Source organism: Seongchinamella sediminis, from assembly GCF_003457605.1.
In the GTDB taxonomy this organism is placed as follows: domain Bacteria; phylum Pseudomonadota; class Gammaproteobacteria; order Pseudomonadales; family Halieaceae; genus Halioglobus; species Halioglobus sediminis.
Map to the genome: position 1 here is coordinate 94,430 of NZ_QRAN01000012.1, position 16,474 is coordinate 110,903.

Annotated in this window: 19 protein-coding genes and 2 tRNA genes; 13 read left to right on the forward strand and 8 right to left on the reverse strand. The window is 62.6% G+C overall.

The annotated features are described in order from the left end of the window. Positions 1-3 precede the first annotated feature (3 nt). From glpK to DWB85_RS12325, 6 genes are read left to right on the forward strand one after another with little or no spacing between them, the layout of a single operon-like run. Positions 4-1,494, forward strand: coding sequence for a glycerol kinase GlpK (gene glpK, locus DWB85_RS12300; protein ID WP_117955026.1), 1,491 nt, complete (start codon positions 4-6; stop codon positions 1,492-1,494). 2 nt (positions 1,495-1,496) lie between these two features. After that, positions 1,497-1,682, forward strand: coding sequence for a hypothetical protein (locus tag DWB85_RS12305; RefSeq protein WP_117955028.1), 186 nt, complete (start codon positions 1,497-1,499; stop codon positions 1,680-1,682). After that, the gene (locus DWB85_RS12310) at positions 1,682-2,494 is read left to right on the forward strand and encodes an FkbM family methyltransferase (protein WP_117955030.1); all 813 of its coding nucleotides are present in this window, start codon (positions 1,682-1,684) and stop codon (positions 2,492-2,494) included. Before DWB85_RS12305 ends, DWB85_RS12310 begins: the two co-directional genes overlap by 1 nt. 59 nt (positions 2,495-2,553) lie before the next feature. After that, positions 2,554-3,111: a nitroreductase family protein gene (locus tag DWB85_RS12315; RefSeq protein ID WP_117955032.1), complete on the forward strand. Its 558-nt coding sequence runs from the start codon at positions 2,554-2,556 to the stop codon at positions 3,109-3,111. A gap of 43 nt (positions 3,112-3,154) precedes the next feature. Further along, the gene (locus DWB85_RS12320; protein WP_117955034.1) at positions 3,155-4,087 is read left to right on the forward strand and encodes a peptidylprolyl isomerase; all 933 of its coding nucleotides are present in this window, start codon (positions 3,155-3,157) and stop codon (positions 4,085-4,087) included. After that, on the forward strand, positions 4,084-5,082 hold the full coding sequence (locus DWB85_RS12325; protein ID WP_117955036.1) for a HupE/UreJ family protein: 999 nt from the start codon (positions 4,084-4,086) through the stop codon (positions 5,080-5,082). The genes DWB85_RS12320 and DWB85_RS12325 overlap by 4 nt, the downstream gene beginning before the upstream one ends. Before the next feature lie 15 nt (positions 5,083-5,097). Here DWB85_RS12325 and DWB85_RS12330 read toward each other — a convergent pair whose 3' ends face one another. Then, on the reverse strand, positions 5,098-5,889 hold the full coding sequence (locus DWB85_RS12330) for a hypothetical protein (RefSeq protein ID WP_117955038.1): 792 nt from the start codon (positions 5,887-5,889) through the stop codon (positions 5,098-5,100). 30 nt (positions 5,890-5,919) lie between these two features. Between DWB85_RS12330 and DWB85_RS12335 the strand changes: the two genes are divergently transcribed. Beyond that, positions 5,920-6,711, forward strand: coding sequence for an alpha/beta fold hydrolase (locus tag DWB85_RS12335; RefSeq protein WP_117955040.1), 792 nt, complete (start codon positions 5,920-5,922; stop codon positions 6,709-6,711). Here the strand turns inward: DWB85_RS12335 and DWB85_RS12340 are convergent. Then, complete coding sequence (locus DWB85_RS12340) at positions 6,700-7,341, reverse strand: TetR/AcrR family transcriptional regulator (RefSeq protein ID WP_133300614.1); 642 nt, start codon at positions 7,339-7,341, stop codon at positions 6,700-6,702. The genes DWB85_RS12335 and DWB85_RS12340 overlap by 12 nt on opposite strands. Positions 7,342-7,436: 95 nt before the next feature. Here DWB85_RS12340 and DWB85_RS12345 point away from each other — a divergent pair, with 95 nt between their 5' ends. Further along, on the forward strand, positions 7,437-7,763 hold the full coding sequence (locus tag DWB85_RS12345) for a DUF3301 domain-containing protein (protein ID WP_239017314.1): 327 nt from the start codon (positions 7,437-7,439) through the stop codon (positions 7,761-7,763). A 17-nt stretch (positions 7,764-7,780) separates the two neighbouring features. On the opposite strand, the gene DWB85_RS12350 is transcribed toward DWB85_RS12345, so the two are convergent. Both DWB85_RS12350 and DWB85_RS12355 read right to left on the reverse strand, forming a co-directional pair. Next, positions 7,781-9,229, reverse strand: a complete 1,449-nt coding sequence (locus DWB85_RS12350) for a coniferyl aldehyde dehydrogenase (protein ID WP_117955046.1) — start codon at positions 9,227-9,229, stop codon at positions 7,781-7,783. 15 nt (positions 9,230-9,244) lie between these two features. After that, the gene (locus tag DWB85_RS12355; RefSeq protein WP_117955048.1) at positions 9,245-10,945 is read right to left on the reverse strand and encodes a GMC family oxidoreductase; all 1,701 of its coding nucleotides are present in this window, start codon (positions 10,943-10,945) and stop codon (positions 9,245-9,247) included. Positions 10,946-11,025: 80 nt separating this feature from the next. Here DWB85_RS12355 and DWB85_RS12360 point away from each other — a divergent pair, with 80 nt between their 5' ends. Beyond that, positions 11,026-11,628: a TetR/AcrR family transcriptional regulator gene (locus tag DWB85_RS12360; RefSeq protein ID WP_117955050.1), complete on the forward strand. Its 603-nt coding sequence runs from the start codon at positions 11,026-11,028 to the stop codon at positions 11,626-11,628. A 435-nt stretch (positions 11,629-12,063) separates the two neighbouring features. Here DWB85_RS12360 and queD read toward each other — a convergent pair whose 3' ends face one another. Then, complete coding sequence (gene queD, locus DWB85_RS12365; RefSeq protein WP_117955053.1) at positions 12,064-12,417, reverse strand: 6-carboxytetrahydropterin synthase QueD; 354 nt, start codon at positions 12,415-12,417, stop codon at positions 12,064-12,066. Between the two features lie 171 nt (positions 12,418-12,588). On the opposite strand from queD, the gene DWB85_RS12370 reads away from it, so the two are divergent. Together DWB85_RS12370 and DWB85_RS12375 are read left to right on the forward strand one after the other, a co-directional pair. Further along, positions 12,589-12,664 (forward strand) — tRNA-Val (locus DWB85_RS12370). 28 nt (positions 12,665-12,692) lie between these two features. Continuing rightward, positions 12,693-12,769, forward strand: a tRNA-Asp gene (locus DWB85_RS12375). A gap of 165 nt (positions 12,770-12,934) precedes the next feature. On the opposite strand, the gene DWB85_RS12380 is transcribed toward DWB85_RS12375, so the two are convergent. From DWB85_RS12380 to DWB85_RS12390, 3 genes are all read right to left on the reverse strand, one after another. Beyond that, positions 12,935-13,243 (reverse strand): helix-turn-helix domain-containing protein, encoded by a 309-nt coding sequence (locus DWB85_RS12380; RefSeq protein ID WP_117955055.1) that lies wholly within the window; start codon positions 13,241-13,243, stop codon positions 12,935-12,937. Continuing rightward, positions 13,236-13,610 carry a type II toxin-antitoxin system RelE/ParE family toxin gene (locus tag DWB85_RS12385; protein ID WP_117955058.1) on the reverse strand — a complete coding sequence of 125 codons (375 nt, stop codon included), beginning with the start codon at positions 13,608-13,610 and terminating at the stop codon, positions 13,236-13,238. The genes DWB85_RS12380 and DWB85_RS12385 overlap by 8 nt, the downstream gene beginning before the upstream one ends. Before the next feature lie 102 nt (positions 13,611-13,712). Beyond that, complete coding sequence (locus tag DWB85_RS12390; RefSeq protein ID WP_117955061.1) at positions 13,713-13,922, reverse strand: MerR family transcriptional regulator; 210 nt, start codon at positions 13,920-13,922, stop codon at positions 13,713-13,715. A 483-nt stretch (positions 13,923-14,405) separates the two neighbouring features. Here DWB85_RS12390 and DWB85_RS12395 point away from each other — a divergent pair, with 483 nt between their 5' ends. Next, on the forward strand, positions 14,406-15,767 hold the full coding sequence (locus DWB85_RS12395) for a ParB family protein (protein ID WP_162846108.1): 1,362 nt from the start codon (positions 14,406-14,408) through the stop codon (positions 15,765-15,767). A 15-nt stretch (positions 15,768-15,782) separates the two neighbouring features. Next, a complete protein-coding gene (locus DWB85_RS12400) occupies positions 15,783-16,361 on the forward strand; it encodes a DUF2857 domain-containing protein (protein ID WP_117955065.1) in 579 nt (192 codons plus the stop codon). The last annotated feature ends 113 nt before the right edge of the window (positions 16,362-16,474 follow it).

Below are 16,474 nucleotides of genomic sequence, written 5' to 3' on the forward strand. Positions count from 1 at the left end.
CATATGGCGGAATTTGTACTGGCGATAGATCAGGGCACCACGGGCAGCACCGTGGCATTGATGGACTCGGCCGGCAAACTCCGCGCCAGCGTCAACTACGAGTTCCCCCAGTTTTACCCCAAACCCGGCTGGGTGGAGCACCGGCCGGAGGATATCTGGAATTCGGTGCTCAAGGGTATTCGCGCCATCATGCGCAAGGGCGTGTGCAAGCCCGGGCAGATCGCCGCCATCGGCATTACCAACCAGCGGGAAACGTCCCTGCTGTGGGACCGGCAAAGCGGTGACCCGCTCAACAATGCGGTGGTCTGGCAGTGTCGCCGCACCACAGAATTCTGTGAACAGCTGAAGTCCGGGGGCCACGAGAAAACCGTCCGCCGCAAGGCGGGGCTGGTGCTGGATCCTTATTTTTCCGCCAGCAAATACCGCTGGCTGCTGCGCAACACCTCCGGTGTGGCGCGCCTGCGCAAGGCGGGCAGGGTAGCCGCGGGCACCATCGACAGTTACCTCATCTGGCAGCTCACCGGCGGGCAACAGCACGTGACCGATGTGTCCAATGCCTCGCGGACCTCGCTGATGAACCTCAAAACCAGTCGCTGGGACAAACAGCTGCTGGACCTGTTCGAAGTGCCGGCGGATATCCTGCCCGGCATTGCGCCCTCCAGCGCGGTGCTGGGCCATACCAGCAAGGTGCCGGGCCTGCCCGACGGCATTCCCATCGCCGGAGTCGCTGGCGACCAGCAGGCGGCGCTGTTTGGCCAGGCCTGTTTTACCCAGGGGGAGGCCAAGTGCACCTTTGGCACCGGCTCTTTCATCCTGATGAACACCGGCCCGGAACTGCTGCAGTCCCGTTCCGGGCTGTTGACCACCGTGGCCTGGCAGCTGGGTGAAAAAGGCAAACCGGTTTACGCCCTCGAGGGCGGTGCGTTTGTCTGCGGCGCGGCGGTGCAGTGGTTGCGTGACGGCCTGCAAATCATCAAGCGCGCCCCGGATATAGAGAAGCTGGCGCGCAGCGTTGCCGACCACGGCGGCGTCGAGTTTGTGCCCGCCCTGACCGGTCTGGGCGCGCCCCACTGGGCGCCGGAGGCCCGGGGCACCATTACCGGCCTGACCCGCGGCACCGAACACGGCCATATCGCGCGGGCCACCCTGGATGCCATGGCGCTGCAAAACGCCGATATCCTGCGGGCCATGGAAGCCGACCTGGGCAAGCGGATGAAGCCCCTGCGGGTCGACGGCGGCGCCGCCGCCAACGACCTGCTGATGCAGATCCAGGCCGATGTGCTGGGGCGCAAGCTGATCCGCCCCCAGGTGATCGAGACCACGGTCGCCGGCGCCTGCTACCTGGCGGGACTGGGCATCGGGCTGTGGCAGAACCCGGGGGAAGTGCGCAGTATCTGGCAGTCAGAGCGGGATTTTGCGGTGCGGATGAGTACCAGCGCCCGGCGCAAGCGCCTGGCGTCCTGGAGCAATGCCCTGCAGCGCACCCTGGCCTGACCATGGCGGAGGTCATTCCGTTTCGCAAACCTTCCCTGAAGGAGAAGCACCGGGGCAAGACCCTGTGCCGGCACGGGCACCACAAGTGGCAGGTGGACAAGGCCAGCCAGTTCGACGTCAAGCAGGGCAAACTGGTCACCGTGTATCGCTGCGCCCGCTGCGGCAAGACCCGGGTAAAAAGCCACTGATGGCCAGCGCGACCACGGCGGTGCCACTGCAGGTGCCCGGGCTCGCCGAAGCGCTGGCTATTGCGGTCCACGGCGAGCGGGACCGGTACGTGTCCAGGTGCCTGCGCGAGCAGGGTATCTGGGAGCCCTACGAGTCATCGCTGGTGCTTGCGTTCCTGGCGCCGGGGGATGTGTTCGTCGACGTCGGCGCCAACATCGGCTACTTCTCGCTGCTGGCGGCGAGTCGGGTCGGCCCCGACGGCGCCGTCTACGCCTTCGAGCCGGACCCGGATAACTTCCTTTTGCTCACAAACAGCGTTGCCCTCAACGGCAAGCAGGGCATTGTCCACGTCACCCGCGCCGGACTTGCCGCGGTCAGCGGCGAGGCGCGGCTTTACCTCAGTGAGGACAACCTGGGTGACCACCAGATCTTCGCCACCGATGAAGCCCGGCGCAGCAGGGCCATCACGCTGCTCAACGGTGCCGAGTATCTCGCCGCCAGGAGCGAGCGCCTGGACCTGCTGAAAATCGACACCCAGGGTTCGGAGTACGGTGTGGTCGCCGGCCTGATGCCGCTGCTGGCCTCCCTGGCGCGCAAGCCGCGTATCATCATTGAACTCACGCCGCTCTCACTCAGGCAGTGCGGCAGCAGCGGCCGGGCGCTGGTTGAGCTGCTGGCGGAACTGGGCGAGCCCCTGTGGATTATCGATCACCTGGAGCACCGGCTGGTGCCATCGTCCGTCGATGAACTGGCTGCCTGGTGTGACGATGTCGACGCGGTTGCCGGTGACGCGGGGTTTATGAACATCCTGGTGGGCAAGGGTCCGGGCTGAGCGGCACAGCAGGCGGCTTTGCTGCTATCATTGCCGGCCAATGTATTCCGACCGTAACCATGAACGACGTACTACGATTTTTACAGCAGCGCAATTCCGCGGCCCGGCTGACCACCCCGGCCCCCGGCGCGGCTGAATTGCAGCAGATCTTCACCGCGGCCATGCGCGCACCGGACCATGCGCGGCTGCGTCCCTGGCGCTTCCTGACCATCGCCGGCGAGCGCCGCGACGCCCTCGGCGCCCTGTTCCGGGAAGCGCTGCTGGCCCGCAATCCCGGCGCCGATGACAGCGCCCTGCAAAAAGCGGCCAACGCGCCACTGCGGGCGCCGCTGCTGGTGGCGGTGGTGGTTTGCCTCAGGGAGCATCCCAAGGTGCCGTATATCGAGCAGCAGCTGTCGGCGGGCTGCGCGGCGCACGGTTTGCTGCTGGCGGCGGAAGCGCTGGGATATGCGGGGATCTGGCGCACCGGTGATGCCTGTTTTGATCGCCATGTGATGACCGGTCTGGGCCTCGCCGCCAACGAGGAGCTGGTTGGGTTTGTCTACCTCGGCAGCCGCGAGTGTGAGCGCAAACCGCTGCCGGCTATGCGCCCGGACGATTTCGTCAGTTCCTGGTAAAGCCCGGCCGCCATTTCCGTATTATCCCACTCAGGAGTAATGAATGAACTTGCTCGCCAGGCTTAACCGGCCATGGTTACACTTTCTGCTGATCGGCTGGGCGCTGTACCTGGTTCTCGGTCGCCTGTTCCCGGCGCCGCCGGTGGTGATTGGCCCCCTGTCCGAGGCGCGCCTGGAGGCGCTGCAACAGCAGTGGCTGAGCACGGTTGGGCGGATGCCCACGGAACAGCAGATGGCGCGCATGGTTACCGCCGAACTGGACCGGGACATGATGTTCCAGCGCGGCCTGGAACTGGAACTGCACCTCTATGACCCGGTGGTCTACCAGCGCCTGCTGCGCAACATGCACTTTCTCGGCATTGCCGAGGGCAAGTCCGACCAGGCGCTGTACGAGCAGGCACTGGAAATGCGCCTGCACCTGGGGGACGAGGTGGTCAAGCGCAGGCTGATCCAGATTGTCGAGCAATTGCTGCTGGCCGGGAATCCGCCGGCGGCACCGACGGAGGCGGATATTGCCCGCGAATTCGCCGAGCGCAGGGAGGAACTGCGGCGCCCGCCCCGCTACTCGATAGAGCATGTTTATTTCAATCGCGAGCGGGAGGCGGAAGTGGAGCAGGTGGTGGCCAGCATCACCAGCGAGTCAATGGGGCCGGCACAGGCGCGCGAACTCGGTTCACCCTTTCTGCCCGGCTACCGCTTCATGCGCCAGTCGCCGGAACAGCTGGCGCGCCACTTCGGCGCCGCATTTGTCATGAACCTGGAGCAGGCCGGGCCGCAGCCGGGACAGTGGCTGGGTCCGATTCGCTCCACCTACGGCCTGCACTATGTGTATGTGGAGGCGCTGGAGCCCGGTCGCGATGCCAGCCTGGAGGAGGTGCGGTCGCTGCTGGTCAGGGACCTGGAGTCCGAGGCCCGGGCCGGGGCCCTGCAGCAAAGTATTGAGCAGCTGCGCCAGGATTATGAGGTGAGACGATGAAGCAAAGTGTGACCGTCCTGTTGCTGGTGCTGATCGGCCTGAGCCTGCCGGCGCAGGCCCACCGCTTTGCGCCCTCGCTGCTCAAAGTCACCGAGATTGGCGCGGGCCAATATAACCTGGTGTGGAAAACCCCGGCCCAGGCCACCAGCAATGTACCCATGCGGCCGCAGTGGCCTGCCTCCTGCGAGGTCAGCCAGGCGAGCGCCCCGCAAATGGAGGGCACCGGCATGGTCACCAGCCTGCAACTGGCCTGTAGCGGCCTGGGGGACGACGGCCTGGTGGGGGAAACCCTGGGCATCGACGGCCTGGGGCCCAACCAGGCGTCGGCCATGGTCATGGTGTCGCTGCTGGACGGGCGCCAGTACCAGCAGGTGCTCAACGCCGAGCAGACCGATTTCGTGGTGCCGGAAGAACCGGGCGCCGGCGAGGTCATGAGCGATTACAGCGTGCTCGGTATCGAGCACATCTGGGGTGGCATAGACCACCTGCTGTTTGTGTTCGGGCTGTTGTTGCTGGTCGGTGGTGGCACCCGCCTGCTGTGGACGATTACCGCCTTTACCGTGGGCCACAGCATCACCCTGTCCCTGGTTACCCTGGGCTTCTTTAACTACCCGGTGGCGTTGGTGGAGTTCACCATCGCCCTCAGTATCTTTGTGCTGGCAGTGGAACTGACCCGCGAGGGCCGCAACGACATTGTCTGGCGCAACCCCTGGTGGCTGGCCGGTGGCTTTGGCCTGCTGCACGGCATGGGCTTTGCCGGCGCGCTGGCGGAGACGGGCCTGCCCCAGGACAACGTGCCCCTGGCGCTGCTGTTCTTCAACGTCGGTATCGAAATTGGCCAGCTCAGTTTTATCCTGGTGATGCTGGCCATCTGGTGGTTGCTGCACCGGCCCTTGGAACCCTGGCAGCAGAAGCTGCGCTGGGTGCCGGTGTACGTGCTCGGCGGGCTGTCGGCCATGTGGTGCCTGGAACGGGGCCTGGAGGTACTTGCCTGAGCGGCCCCGCGCGGCTCAGGGATTGCCCGGCCAGGCCTCCATGGTGATCATGGGATGGAAGGCCAGTTGCACGCCCTCCATGATGTAGTCCTCGTTCTCCAGCATGGTGCGGCGGCGGGTAAAGCGCCCGGAAGCGGAGCGGGTATCGATGGCCTCGGTGGCATCGATGCCGCCGCGGCTGAAGAACACCCGCTCCAGGTCGGCATTGAACACGCTGACCTGTAGCGAGGCCACGGCCGCCGGGGCGTTCCAGTCGAAATCTACCGACACGCCGGAGCCGGGTCCCTGCAGGGATGGCTTGCGGGTGACGCCGTCCCAGCGGGCGAGGTGCTTGAGGCCGCCGGAGAAAGATGTTTCCAGTTCCACCAGGTCGGTGAATACAAATGCGTCGAGGTCATGCTTCTCGACCATCTCATCGCGGATGCTGGTCATGATCTGGGCGAAGGACTTCATGTTGACCTTGCCGGTGGTGGGGTCGACCGGGTCGCCGTAGGCGCGGACACCGGCGCTCCACAGCTGCTTGAATTCGCGCTGCTTGATGACCCTGTAGCCATTCTCCTTGAGGTAGGTGCTGACGAAGCCGTCGATGCGCGGCGCCTCGCTTTCCAGGTAGTTGCGCGAGGGAGTGCCCAGGTTCACATGGGGGATGACCACTGTCTTGATGTCGGCGGCGGCAAACTTTTCCTGGTTGAACTCGAAGGGGAAGGTCGTGGGGTTATAGGTGGGGGTTCCGGCGCAGGCGACGAGTAGCAGGCTGCCGAGTAGCAGCAGGATATACGTTCGCGAGCGGGAGTAGGTAACAGGCATGCTTCAATCCAATCCGTTATAGTGCAGCGCATGGTAGCAAAATCTCCAATCAGGCACAGCACCACCGGCGAGGGACCACCCGTGGTACTGCTGCACGGGCTGTTCGGGGCCGGCGGCAACCTGGGGGCCCTGGCGCGCTCCCTGGCGAGACGCTACACGGTGCTGAGCATTGACCTGCCCAATCACGGCCGCTCCGCCTGGCTGGAACAGGCGAGCCTGGCGCGCATGGCGCAGGTGGTCAGCGAGTGGATGGACGGCGAGGGCATTACCCGCGCCGCGCTGGTGGGACACTCCCTCGGTGGCAAGGTGGCCATGGAGATCGCCCTGTCGCAAGCGGAGCGCTGTGCCGCGGCGGTTATCGCCGATATCGCCCCGGTGAGTTATCCGCCGCACCACGATCGCGTGTTCGCCGCCCTGGACGCGGTGCACGCGGCGCGGGTGACATCGCGGCAGCAGGCGGCAGAGCTAATGGCCGCCCACCTGGCGGAGGAGGGGGTGATCCAGTTTTTGCTGATGAGCCTGCAGCGCGGGGAAGGCGGGGTCTACGACTGGCGTTTCAACCTGGCGGGTCTCAAGCGGGACTACGATGCGGTGCGTGCCGAGCCGGACGTGGACCAGCCTTTTTCCGGCCCGGTGCTGTTTGTCAAAGGGGGCGCATCGGATTATATCCTGCCGGCGCACCGCGAGCGGGTGCTGGCCCTGTTTCCCCGGGCCGAGGTCAAGGTCATGCCGGGCTGTGGCCACTGGCTGCACGCGGAGCAGCCGGAGCTGTTCAACGGCATTGTCGGGCGATTTTTGCAGCAGCACTACTCAGGGGCGTAACAGCTGCTGCAGCAGGGCGACCTGCTCATCGATGGCCTCCCGGGACGAGAGGTCCAGGCCGGTCGCCCGCAGGGTGGTTGGCGCCACCAGCAGGTTGTAGGTGAGGGCGCCGGAGATGAGGTGCAGCAGCTGCATCGGTGAGCCCTCGCGAATCAGCCCCTGTCGCTGGAACTGGCGCACAAAAGCCTCGCCGAGGCGGTAGTCGCGGGCCAGGCACTTGTCCAGCAGCCAGGCCTGGCGGTCCCCGCCCACGGCCGCCTCGTGGAACATGAACCACAGCCACTGGGGATGCTCCAGGCTGAATTCGACCAGGGCGACGAAGCCCCGGCGCATCTGCTCGGTCAGGTCGGGTTCGTCGGGAGTTGCTAGAATGTCGCGCAGGAAGTCGTTGCGCTGCTGCCAGATCAGCAGGGCGGCCTCCTTCCACAATTGCTCCTTGGTGGCGAAGTGGTACTGCACCAGCGCTTTCTTGACGCCGGCGCGGCGGGCGACTTCCGCCAGCGAGGTGGCCTCAAAGCCGGAGCGGGCAAAACCGTCGATGGCCGCCGACAGTATCTGGGCCCGGGTTTGCAGGCGCTGGCGCTCGCGGGAGTTGGGGGTTTCCATGCTGGTATTGGCTGACGCTGACATAGCAGGCTCACGATACACATGGCTAGCGAAATTGTATACGTCCGGGGTCAATGCCAGTAAGCTGTGCCCCGCTAACCAAAGCTGCAGGAGACGTTGTGTATTTTACCCTGGGAGAAGTGCTGGCCCTGCTGGCTTTTGCCGCGCTGTGCCTGTATTTCCTGGCCGCCACCCGCATCAGGGAACTGGCCCTGCAACACGTTGCCCGGGCCGCCCAGCGTGACGATTTCCAGTTGCTGGACCAGTCGGTGCACATCCAGCGCTTTTCCCTGAGCCGCGACAGCGGCGGCCGCTGGCGGGTGTGGCGCCAGTACCGTTTCGACTACAGTGTCGACGGCGTTGAACGGCGCCAGGGGCATGTCATTATGCTGGGTCGCGAGTTGCAGGCGGTGGTGGTCAGCGAGCGGCCACGGGTGCTGCACTGAGGGCCCGCGCCGAGCGCCTATTTTTTGATCTGTCCCGCCAGCATCTTCTCCAGTTTCTGGCCGAAGGGCGGCAGGGTGCCGCCGAGCTGGGCCAGGTTGACCCAGCCTTCCTGGTACACGGCACGGGCGTGGCTGAAGGTGCGAAAACCATCCCGACCGCGGTAATTGCCGATGCCGCTGTCGCCGGTGCCACCGAAGGGCAGGTCGTCGCAGGCCACATGCATGGTGACGTTGTTGATGCTGACACCGCCGGAGATGGTCTCATCCAGGACCCGCTGCTGCTCGGCCTTGTCGTCGCCGAAATAGTACAGGGCCAGGGGGCGTTCCCTAGCGTTAATGAAACCGATCACCGGGTCCAGGTCGGCGTAGGTTTTTATATTCATTACCGCACCGAAGATTTCGTCCTGCATGCAGGCCAGGTCCTCGGCGGGATCGACCAGCAGGTGCAGCGCGATCTTGTGCTCATCGCGGCTGGAAAACTCCTCCCCCTCCGGGCACAGGGGAATGACCCGACAGCCGTTTTCCCGGGCCTCGTCGATATAGGCCTTTACCCGGTCAAAATGACGTTCGTTGATGCAGGCGGTGAAATCCGGGTTGCCCTGCACCGTGGGGTACTGCTCGGCAATAACCTCTTTGCAGCGGCGGATAAACGCCTCCAGTTTGCTCTGTGGCACAAAGCAGTAATCCGGGCTGACGCAGAGCTGGCCGCCGTTCATGGCCTTGCCGGAGATGATGGCTTCCGCGGCCTTGTTGATATCCGCTGTTTCCGACACCACCACCGGTGACTTGCCGCCCAGTTCCAGGGTGACAGGTACCATGTTTTCCGCCGCGGCTTTCATTACCAGCCGGCCGATACTGGTGGCTCCGGTAAAAATGATATGGTCCAGTTTCAGGCCGCTGAAGGCCGCCCCCACTTCCGGGCCGCCGGTCACCACGCAGACTTCCGACTCCTCGAAATACTGGTCGAACAGCCTCTTCATCAGTGCCGAGGTGTGCGGGGTGTACTCGGAAGGCTTGATCATCGCGCGGTTGCCGGCGCCCAGTATGTCGGCCAGCGGGCTGAAAATCATGTTCACTGGCACGTTCCAGGGGGTCATCACGCCCACCACGCCCTTGGGCTGGTACTTGACCCAGGCCCTGGCGCCGAGAAAGTTCATCGGCAGGAACGGGCTGCGCTTTTCCGGCTTCATCCACTTCTTCAGGTTTTTCCTGACGAACTTGAGACTGGCTACCGAGTTCATCACGTCCATCATCAGGGTGGCGTACTTGGAGCGGTTGCCAAAGTCACGGTTGACGGCATCGCAGATCTCAGCCTGGTGATCCACCAGCATGGCGATGCAGCGGTCGATGCGGTCCACGCGGGTCGCCAGGGCGACCGGCCCTTCGGCCTGGAAGGCCTGGCGCTGGCGCTGCAGGATCCGGTTGAGTTCAAGTTCTACAGCGTGTTGCTGGCTGGGTGCGTTCATCGGCTTGCTCCTGCCTCAGGCGTTGACGGTCACGGCCTGCAGGGCCGCTTCGCTATCGGGTGTATGGTGGTCACTGTCCAGGCCCTCGGGCAGGGTGACGTGAATGCCGGCGTCCTGCAGCAGCATGTCGGCGCATTTTTCCGCGATCATGATGGCGGGGGCGTTGGTGTTGCCGGAAACGATGGTGGGCATAATGGAGGCATCGGCAACGCGCAGGCCATCGACGCCGTGCACCCGCAGCCTGGCATCGACCACCGACTCGCCGTCGCCACCCATCCGGCAGGAACCCACCGGGTGGTAGACCGACTCCGCTTCGGCGCGAATGTAGGCGAGAATTTCCTCGTCGCTCTGTACCTGCGCCCCGGGCACCAGTTCCTGGTCCAGGTATTTTTCCAGGGCCGGGGCACGGAAGATGTCGCGCACCCGGCGAAACGCCGCAATCATGGTCTGGCGGTCGGTTTCGGTGTCCAGGTAATTGGCCCTGATGCTGGGGTGCTGCGCCGGGTCAGTGCTGGTGATGTGAACGCTGCCCCGGCTCTCGGGGCGCAACTGGCACACGGTAGCCGTGGTGCCCGGCCGGGGCTTGAGATTGCCTTTGGCGTCGGGCTCGCTGGCGGCCGGGGCGAAATGCACCTGGGCATCGGGCCGGGTAACCGCGTCCGAGCTGCGAAAGAACACCCCGACCTGGGCCGCCGGGTGGGCCAGCAGCCCCTTGCCGCGGGTGAAATACTTGACCAGGTTGCCGATCAGGGACAGCGGCCGGCTCTCGTCGTAGAAGGTTTTGAGCCCGCGGATGCCCTGCTGGATGTGCACGGTCAGGTGATCCTGCAGGTTTTCGCCGACCCCGGGCAGGTCGCTGACGACCTCGATACCCAGGGTCTCCAGCCGCGCTCTTTGCCCGATACCGGACAGTTCCAGCAGCTGCGGCGAGTTGATGACCCCGCTGCAGACAATGACCTCACCGGCGGCGAAAGCCTGCTCGGTGTTGCCTTCCCGGCGGAATTGCACGCCGACAGCGCGCTTGCCCTCGAACAGGATTTTTTCACTGAGGGCGCCGGTGAGCACGGTCAGGTTGGGGCGCTTCTCACAGGCCCGGAGAAAGGTGCGGGCCGTGCTCTGGCGCTTGCCCCTGCGGATGTTCATCTGGTAGTCGCCGGCGCCTTCCTGGCTCTCCCCGTTAAAGTCCTCGTTGAAGGGCAGGCCGGTCTGGACCGCCGCCTGCACGAAGACATCGGCCAGTTCGAGTTTCTCATCGCGGGGCGCCTCCTGCACCCACAGGGGGCCGCCATAGCCATGGTATTCATTGCCGCCTTCGGCCTTGTGCTCGGAGCGCTTGAAGTAAGGCAGTACCTCGGCATAGGACCAGCCCTCGTTACCCTGCGCCGCCCAGCCGTCGTAATCCTCTTTCTGGCCGCGAATATAGACCATGCCATTGATGCAGCTGGTGCCGCCCAGCACCTTGCCCCGGGGCCAGGCCATGCGGCGGTTGTGCATGTTGGGCTCGGCCTCGGTCTGGTAGCACCAGTTCACCTTCGGGTTCTTCATCATGAAGGCGAAGCCCAGGGGTACGTGGATCGCCGGCAGGCTGTCCTTGCCGCCCGCCTCCAGCAACAGTACCCGGCGACTGGCCTCGCGGGAGAGACGGTAGGCGAGGGCACAGCCGGCGGAGCCGGCGCCGACGATGATGTAGTCATACTGCTGTCTGGTGTCGCTCATGGCGCCCCCGCCTGGTTTTGGACAAATGAACAAAATACGATTATTGTTTATTTGTTTGCAATATTCAAGGCAGTAAAACCATGCAGCAGCCCCGGTTCAGTTCCACAGACTGTGACGACCCCATGGTCGAGCGCATCCTCGATGCCGCGGAACAGTGCATCCATCGCTTTGGTATCCGCCGCACCTCGATGGGCGAGGTCGCCCGGGTGGGCGGGCTGTCGCGGGGGTCGATCTATCGCTACTTTGGCGACAAGCAAACCCTGGTGCAGGGGGCGCTGGCGCGGCGCCAGGAGTTGTTTCTCAACCACACCGAGGCAGTGCTGGAGACCCTGCCGACCCTGGTGGACAAGGTCACCCACGCGGTGGTGGCCGGCCGCCGGGACAGCGAGGAGGGCATATTTGCCAGCCTGGCCCAGACCGAGCCGGAAACGGTGGCGGCCATGTATCTCGATCCGGCGTTTTACCAGCGCAGCGTCGCATTCTGGCCGCCGCACATCCGCCAGGCCCAGGCGGCGGGGGAGATATCCGCGGCTATCGACGTGGCCGCCGCGACAGATTTCGTGATGCGGCTGGCGGTTTCGATGACGCTGTTCCCCAATATGGGGCTGAGTTTGAAATCCAGCTCCCGGATTCGCGCCTATCTCGAGCAAACCCTGCTGTCGGGCCTGGGTGAAGGCCGCTGAACGGCGAAATACCCCGGCAAATGGCTAGGACTTTTCGTAACAGGGGCTGGGCAGTTGTCCACAGAATCTGTGGATAAGTCAGTGAGTAAATTGTTTAACCGGGGCTGTAAGGCTTTGGTTGCACTGTATGTTACAAATTGGTTAAAAAACAAACAAACCGTAATTTATGTTTAAAAACAATGACTTGAGGATTTTAGTTAAAGCAAGCTTGTTGAAGTGGCGGGTAACTTGGTGAAAATTTTGTGACCGCTAGTTTTGTGTGCATAACATTTTTCACGCTGCTACTTCTGGTAACTTCTGCCCATTATCGGAAACACAGTGAGCGCTTTCGGTGAACGGCTCTGGCACATTGGTTCCAACTGGCCCTTTATTTGTAGGGGCAAAACATTCGTCAAGTATTTTTGCCGGTGTTACCGGAATATGACAGCCCCTTCATTACCCCCGGTACACGCAGCCGCTGGTGCAGGTCTCGCGGATTTCCACGGCCGTGAGTCCCGGCAGGGCCGGTTGCAGGCGCGTCCAGATCCAGCGGGCGAGATTCTCGCTGGTCGGGTTCTCCAGCCCTGGAATGTCATTGAGGTAGTAGTGGTCGAGCTGGTCGTAAATCGGCTTGAAGGCGCTCTTGATATCGCCGAAGTCCATCACCCAGCCACTGGGTTCCGGCGCGTCGCCACTGACCGACAGGCGCACATGGAATGAATGCCCGTGCAGGCGCGCGCACTTGTGGCCCTCGGGCACATTGGGCAGGCGGTGCGCTGCCTCGAAGTGAAATTCCTTGTAGATTTCCATAACGTCCACCCCCTCTCGCGGGCTGTCGGGGAGCCCGCTCGAACGGGCAACAGAGCCAGAATTTTACTACTAAAATCAACGGCTTTTAATAAGCTCAAAAATTTGAATTATTTTTCCCCGGAAGGTTTGACAGGGCAGGGCAAATCTCTATAATGCGCGTTCTCGGTTCGGGGGTGGTTAGCTCAGCTGGGAGAGCATCTGCCTTACAAGCAGAGGGTCGGCGGTTCGATCCCGTCACCACCCACCACAATCGAGGCACAGAATTCTACCGTTTAGGACCGGTAGTTCAGTTGGTTAGAATGCCGGCCTGTCACGCCGGAGGTCGCGGGTTCGAGTCCCGTCCGGTCCGCCATTTTCTTTCGATGAAAATCAATTAGTTACGTTGATTTTTGTGTGGCAAGAAAGTCTGTCTCAAGTTCCTTGTTTACCTCAGTGACACAATAGCCACGCAGGCTGGGCTCTACCCCATTAACGGGGGACGGGCATCCATTCCTACCTGACTTTCTTCTACTCGCTGTCAAGCGTCCAGTAATATTCCCAGCCCCTTGCTGTCGACAAGACTGAGCATTTTCAGGGCGATTCCGCTGGGCTTTTTAGTACCGCTTTCCCACTGCCGCACGGTGGATGCGCTGGTGTTAAGACACTTCGCAAAGACCGGCTGACTTGCGTTGCTGCGGGTGCGGATTTTCTTGATTTGAGCTGGAGTGTACTCCTTCACCTCAGGCAGGCAGGCGGCATCGAACTTGCGCATGTCATCTGTGCTCAGAAGACCCGCTTCGTGCAGGCCGGCCATGCTTTCATGCATTTCATTGAGTAGTCTACTCATCTCGCTTTACCTCTTTAATCTCTCCAGCCTTCAGAGCGGCTGTTAGTCCGTCAGCGGTCATTGAAAGCCAGACCTTCGCGGCACTTTTCAGGACGGACAGCTCGTTTGCCTTAATGTTGCTGCGCTCATTTTTTTCAAAGCCATAAAGAAAGAACGAATGCTTTCCGATCCTTGTGGCTATTAGTGTTCGGCTGCCACCGCTCTTGCCGCCGCCAGGGAGGGCTACCCGTTTCTTGTAGACATTACCGCCGAGCTTTGCCTCAACCTGACCAGCAACAACTTCCTGAGCTGCGGTGTAAAGCTCTGCATCTCGCAATCCAGTCTTCTTTGCCCACCGCGCAAAGGTCTTTGTTTGGTAAACAGCCATTAGCCTAAGTCTACCACTTAGTGTCACTGACGCGAAGTGGTATGTTTTAGGTACAGGACGTACGGTATGCCGCGGGAGGCCATGGATGGCCGTAGCGGCGAGTCATTTGAGGTCGATGGATGATTGCGACGTGTTGGTGATTTTCCGGAACTGCGCGGTCCATTCCAGCAGGTCCTCCTCGTCATAAATGACGCGGTGCCCGCGCTTGATATAGGCAGGCGTTGTCACGCCGGCCAATGTGCCGGTGACTCTCGATTCCCGTAAGGTCTTCTCTGCATAGCCTAGTGTGGCTGCCGCTTCTTTACTGTTCATGTTCCTGCTCCCTCGTCGCTTCGAGCCTTTAACCTGTTCCCGGATTCGGGTGAGTCCAGTTGTAAGGTTTCGATGCGGCGTGCATTTGAGTAAACACCCATTAGCACCGCATCGGTAGAACCCTAATTTATGAATCCGGGCAATCATCGCAACGCGGAATACGGACACGTGGCGGCGCCGTTAGATAAGCGATGGCGAACCGGGGCAGGAACCTGGCCGAATTGAACGTATGTGAGGAGGGTAGGGCGACGTTCACCGTTCAGAAACATTACAAAGGAATCCGTGTGGGATTGGTGATACGGTAATTTGGAATTGAGTTATGGCTTGACCGGGGTGGTGAAATGCATCTTTCCGTTCCGGACAGCTTCAAAAAACCGTTAGCCCGTGTAACGCGGGCGATGAGACGCCATGACAGCCGAGCCTGAACATCATCGCGTACCGCTCAATCCACCGGAGCCGAATACTGCGCCGGAAGGCGCCCGTATGATCCGACTGGAAGTGACCCGGCTTCTTGGCTATGACCGAAATCCGCGGCGCTGCCGGAACAGCGAGTACGAACGGATCAAGGCCTCGATCCGGTCTCAGGGGCTGGACCAGCCCTTGGTGGTGACGCGCCGACCCGGCGAGACGGACTATATGCTGTTGGCCGGGGGTAATTCCCGCTTGCGCGCCCTGCGGGCGTTGTATCAGGAAACCAGCGACGACGCGTTTCGCTACCTGGACTGCGTCTATAAGCCCTGGGTCGCGGAATCGGATGTGCTGTTGTCACACCTGCGCGAGAACGAACTGCGCGACAACCTGCACTTTATCGATAAGGCCCGTGCTGTGTTCGAAGCCAAAGCACTGCTAGAGGCGGAAATGCCGGGCGCTCCGCTTTCCCAACGCCGTTTATCGGAGCTGATTACCGCGCGGGGTCTGAGTTTCAGCCAGACCCTGATTTCCCGGATGGCCTACGCGGTACACACGCTTTGGCCGCTGATTCCCCAGGCGCTGTCCGCCGGCATGGGTTCGCCGCAGGTGGTGCGAATCCAGGCACTGGAGCGCGCTGCGCGCAACCTCTGGCTCAGCAGGTCACTGGGTTCCGACGGAGAATTTGATGCCATTTTCGCCGCGCTATGCCATCGCTATGACAGCCCGGACTGGGTCACCGAGGTGTTGCGGGGCGCAATTGAAACGGAGATCGCCGATGCGGCGGACGCGGATATCGCACTGGTGCGCCTTGAACTGGAGGCGTTAATCGCTGGCCAGCCATTTCCGGCGCTCGCGCCGGAATGCCCAGCTGGTGAATCGATGCAGGAACTTCCCGGAGATGTGGCGCCAGCAGCTGGCAGGGGACACCAGGGACCCCAAAATCCACCGAACCCGCGACCCGCGGCGACGTCGACACAGGCCGGAGCGACGGCCCCTGCAAAAGCCCATGAAAAAGGTGAGACCGATGCCGGCACGGAGCTCGAACTGAACCAACTCAGGCATCGGGCGTATCGACTGGCCCGGCAGCTTGCCGAGGCCTACGGGCTGGGGTCCCTGATTCAACCTCTCACGGATCAGGGGGTTGGCTTTGCGGTACAGGCGGTGCCCGATACAGCAGGCACCGATCTACCGGATACGGATACGGATGCGGTGCGATGGGTCGCGGCGTTGTGGTGGCAACTGGCCGCGTGCGCGGATGTGAAGCCGACCCCGCCCGGGTCGGTGGTGCCACTGGAACCACTGGAAGCGGGTTCCCTCGCTGCCCGGCTGTGGCACTGGCTGCCGGATGCGGATTGGGAAAACCTCGTGGCGCTGATGGAGAACTGCCGCGCCCTGCACCGGGTCGCTCGGGACGCCGGTCAGCCACTCCCATAGGGATAGGAGAGGATCATGGCTACCACCAAAGAGGCTGACCTGATCACAGCAGTGCTGCTCTATGCGATCCGGTGTCTGGCAGAGGCGGACCAGTCGGCGCTACGTGACTTGGGGTTCGGGCCGAGGGAGATCGACGCCCTGCAGTGCCTGAACATCGCGGACCTCTATCGCATCGAAGCGATCCGCGTCCACTGCCTTCGGGTGGACCTGAACCGTGACGTGTTCTGCCACATGGTGGAGCATATCCGCCAACTGCGGGCCTCGGAGGAAATGCAGCAGGCGCTGATCAAGGCTGACGCCCCACAGGAAATGATGCAGACCCTGTTCGGTTTGGGCCCGAAGGAGTACACCCGGTGGCGCCGCCTGTTGACCGTGAAGCCGGCCGTGGGTCGCCCGGCCGAACCCGACGAGGCGCAAGCGCACGCCTTGTGGACGGAGTGGAAAGCCAGGGTCAAGGACGAGGAGGATGCCTTGTTGACTGCCGAAGACTACCTGGCACTCCGGGCCGCTACCGAGGTCGACTTGCGCGCCATCTGGCACTTGACCCGACGCTGGGCACAGTACGGCAATCCCGAGGGCAGACCGCGCCGCTAGCGGCGCCGGCCAATCCGCCCGATGCCCGGTCACCGGGTGATTAGACTCTAATCAAAAACCCCGTCGCTGAAAAACCGGGTTTCCCGGTCGGGTCAGATTCCTCAACCACAATG

Coding starts and splice junctions, on each gene's coding strand:
- glpK (WP_117955026.1), top strand. CDS start 4: ATGGCGGAATTTGTACTGGCGATAGATCAGGGCACCACGGGCAGCACC.
- DWB85_RS12310 (WP_117955030.1), top strand. CDS start 1,682: ATGGCCAGCGCGACCACGGCGGTGCCACTGCAGGTGCCCGGGCTCGCC.
- DWB85_RS12320 (WP_117955034.1), top strand. CDS start 3,155: ATGAACTTGCTCGCCAGGCTTAACCGGCCATGGTTACACTTTCTGCTG.
- DWB85_RS12385 (WP_117955058.1), bottom strand. CDS start 13,610: ATGGCTGTTTACCAAACAAAGACCTTTGCGCGGTGGGCAAAGAAGACT.
- queD (WP_117955053.1), bottom strand. CDS start 12,417: ATGGAAATCTACAAGGAATTTCACTTCGAGGCAGCGCACCGCCTGCCC.
- DWB85_RS12355 (WP_117955048.1), bottom strand. CDS start 10,945: ATGAGCGACACCAGACAGCAGTATGACTACATCATCGTCGGCGCCGGC.
- DWB85_RS12360 (WP_117955050.1), top strand. CDS start 11,026: ATGCAGCAGCCCCGGTTCAGTTCCACAGACTGTGACGACCCCATGGTC.
- DWB85_RS12325 (WP_117955036.1), top strand. CDS start 4,084: ATGAAGCAAAGTGTGACCGTCCTGTTGCTGGTGCTGATCGGCCTGAGC.
- DWB85_RS12350 (WP_117955046.1), bottom strand. CDS start 9,229: ATGAACGCACCCAGCCAGCAACACGCTGTAGAACTTGAACTCAACCGG.
- DWB85_RS12400 (WP_117955065.1), top strand. CDS start 15,783: ATGGCTACCACCAAAGAGGCTGACCTGATCACAGCAGTGCTGCTCTAT.
- DWB85_RS12390 (WP_117955061.1), bottom strand. CDS start 13,922: ATGAACAGTAAAGAAGCGGCAGCCACACTAGGCTATGCAGAGAAGACC.
- DWB85_RS12330 (WP_117955038.1), bottom strand. CDS start 5,889: ATGCCTGTTACCTACTCCCGCTCGCGAACGTATATCCTGCTGCTACTC.
- DWB85_RS12340 (WP_133300614.1), bottom strand. CDS start 7,341: ATGTCAGCGTCAGCCAATACCAGCATGGAAACCCCCAACTCCCGCGAG.
- DWB85_RS12305 (WP_117955028.1), top strand. CDS start 1,497: ATGGCGGAGGTCATTCCGTTTCGCAAACCTTCCCTGAAGGAGAAGCAC.
- DWB85_RS12380 (WP_117955055.1), bottom strand. CDS start 13,243: ATGAGTAGACTACTCAATGAAATGCATGAAAGCATGGCCGGCCTGCAC.
- DWB85_RS12315 (WP_117955032.1), top strand. CDS start 2,554: ATGAACGACGTACTACGATTTTTACAGCAGCGCAATTCCGCGGCCCGG.
- DWB85_RS12335 (WP_117955040.1), top strand. CDS start 5,920: ATGGTAGCAAAATCTCCAATCAGGCACAGCACCACCGGCGAGGGACCA.
- DWB85_RS12395 (WP_162846108.1), top strand. CDS start 14,406: ATGATCCGACTGGAAGTGACCCGGCTTCTTGGCTATGACCGAAATCCG.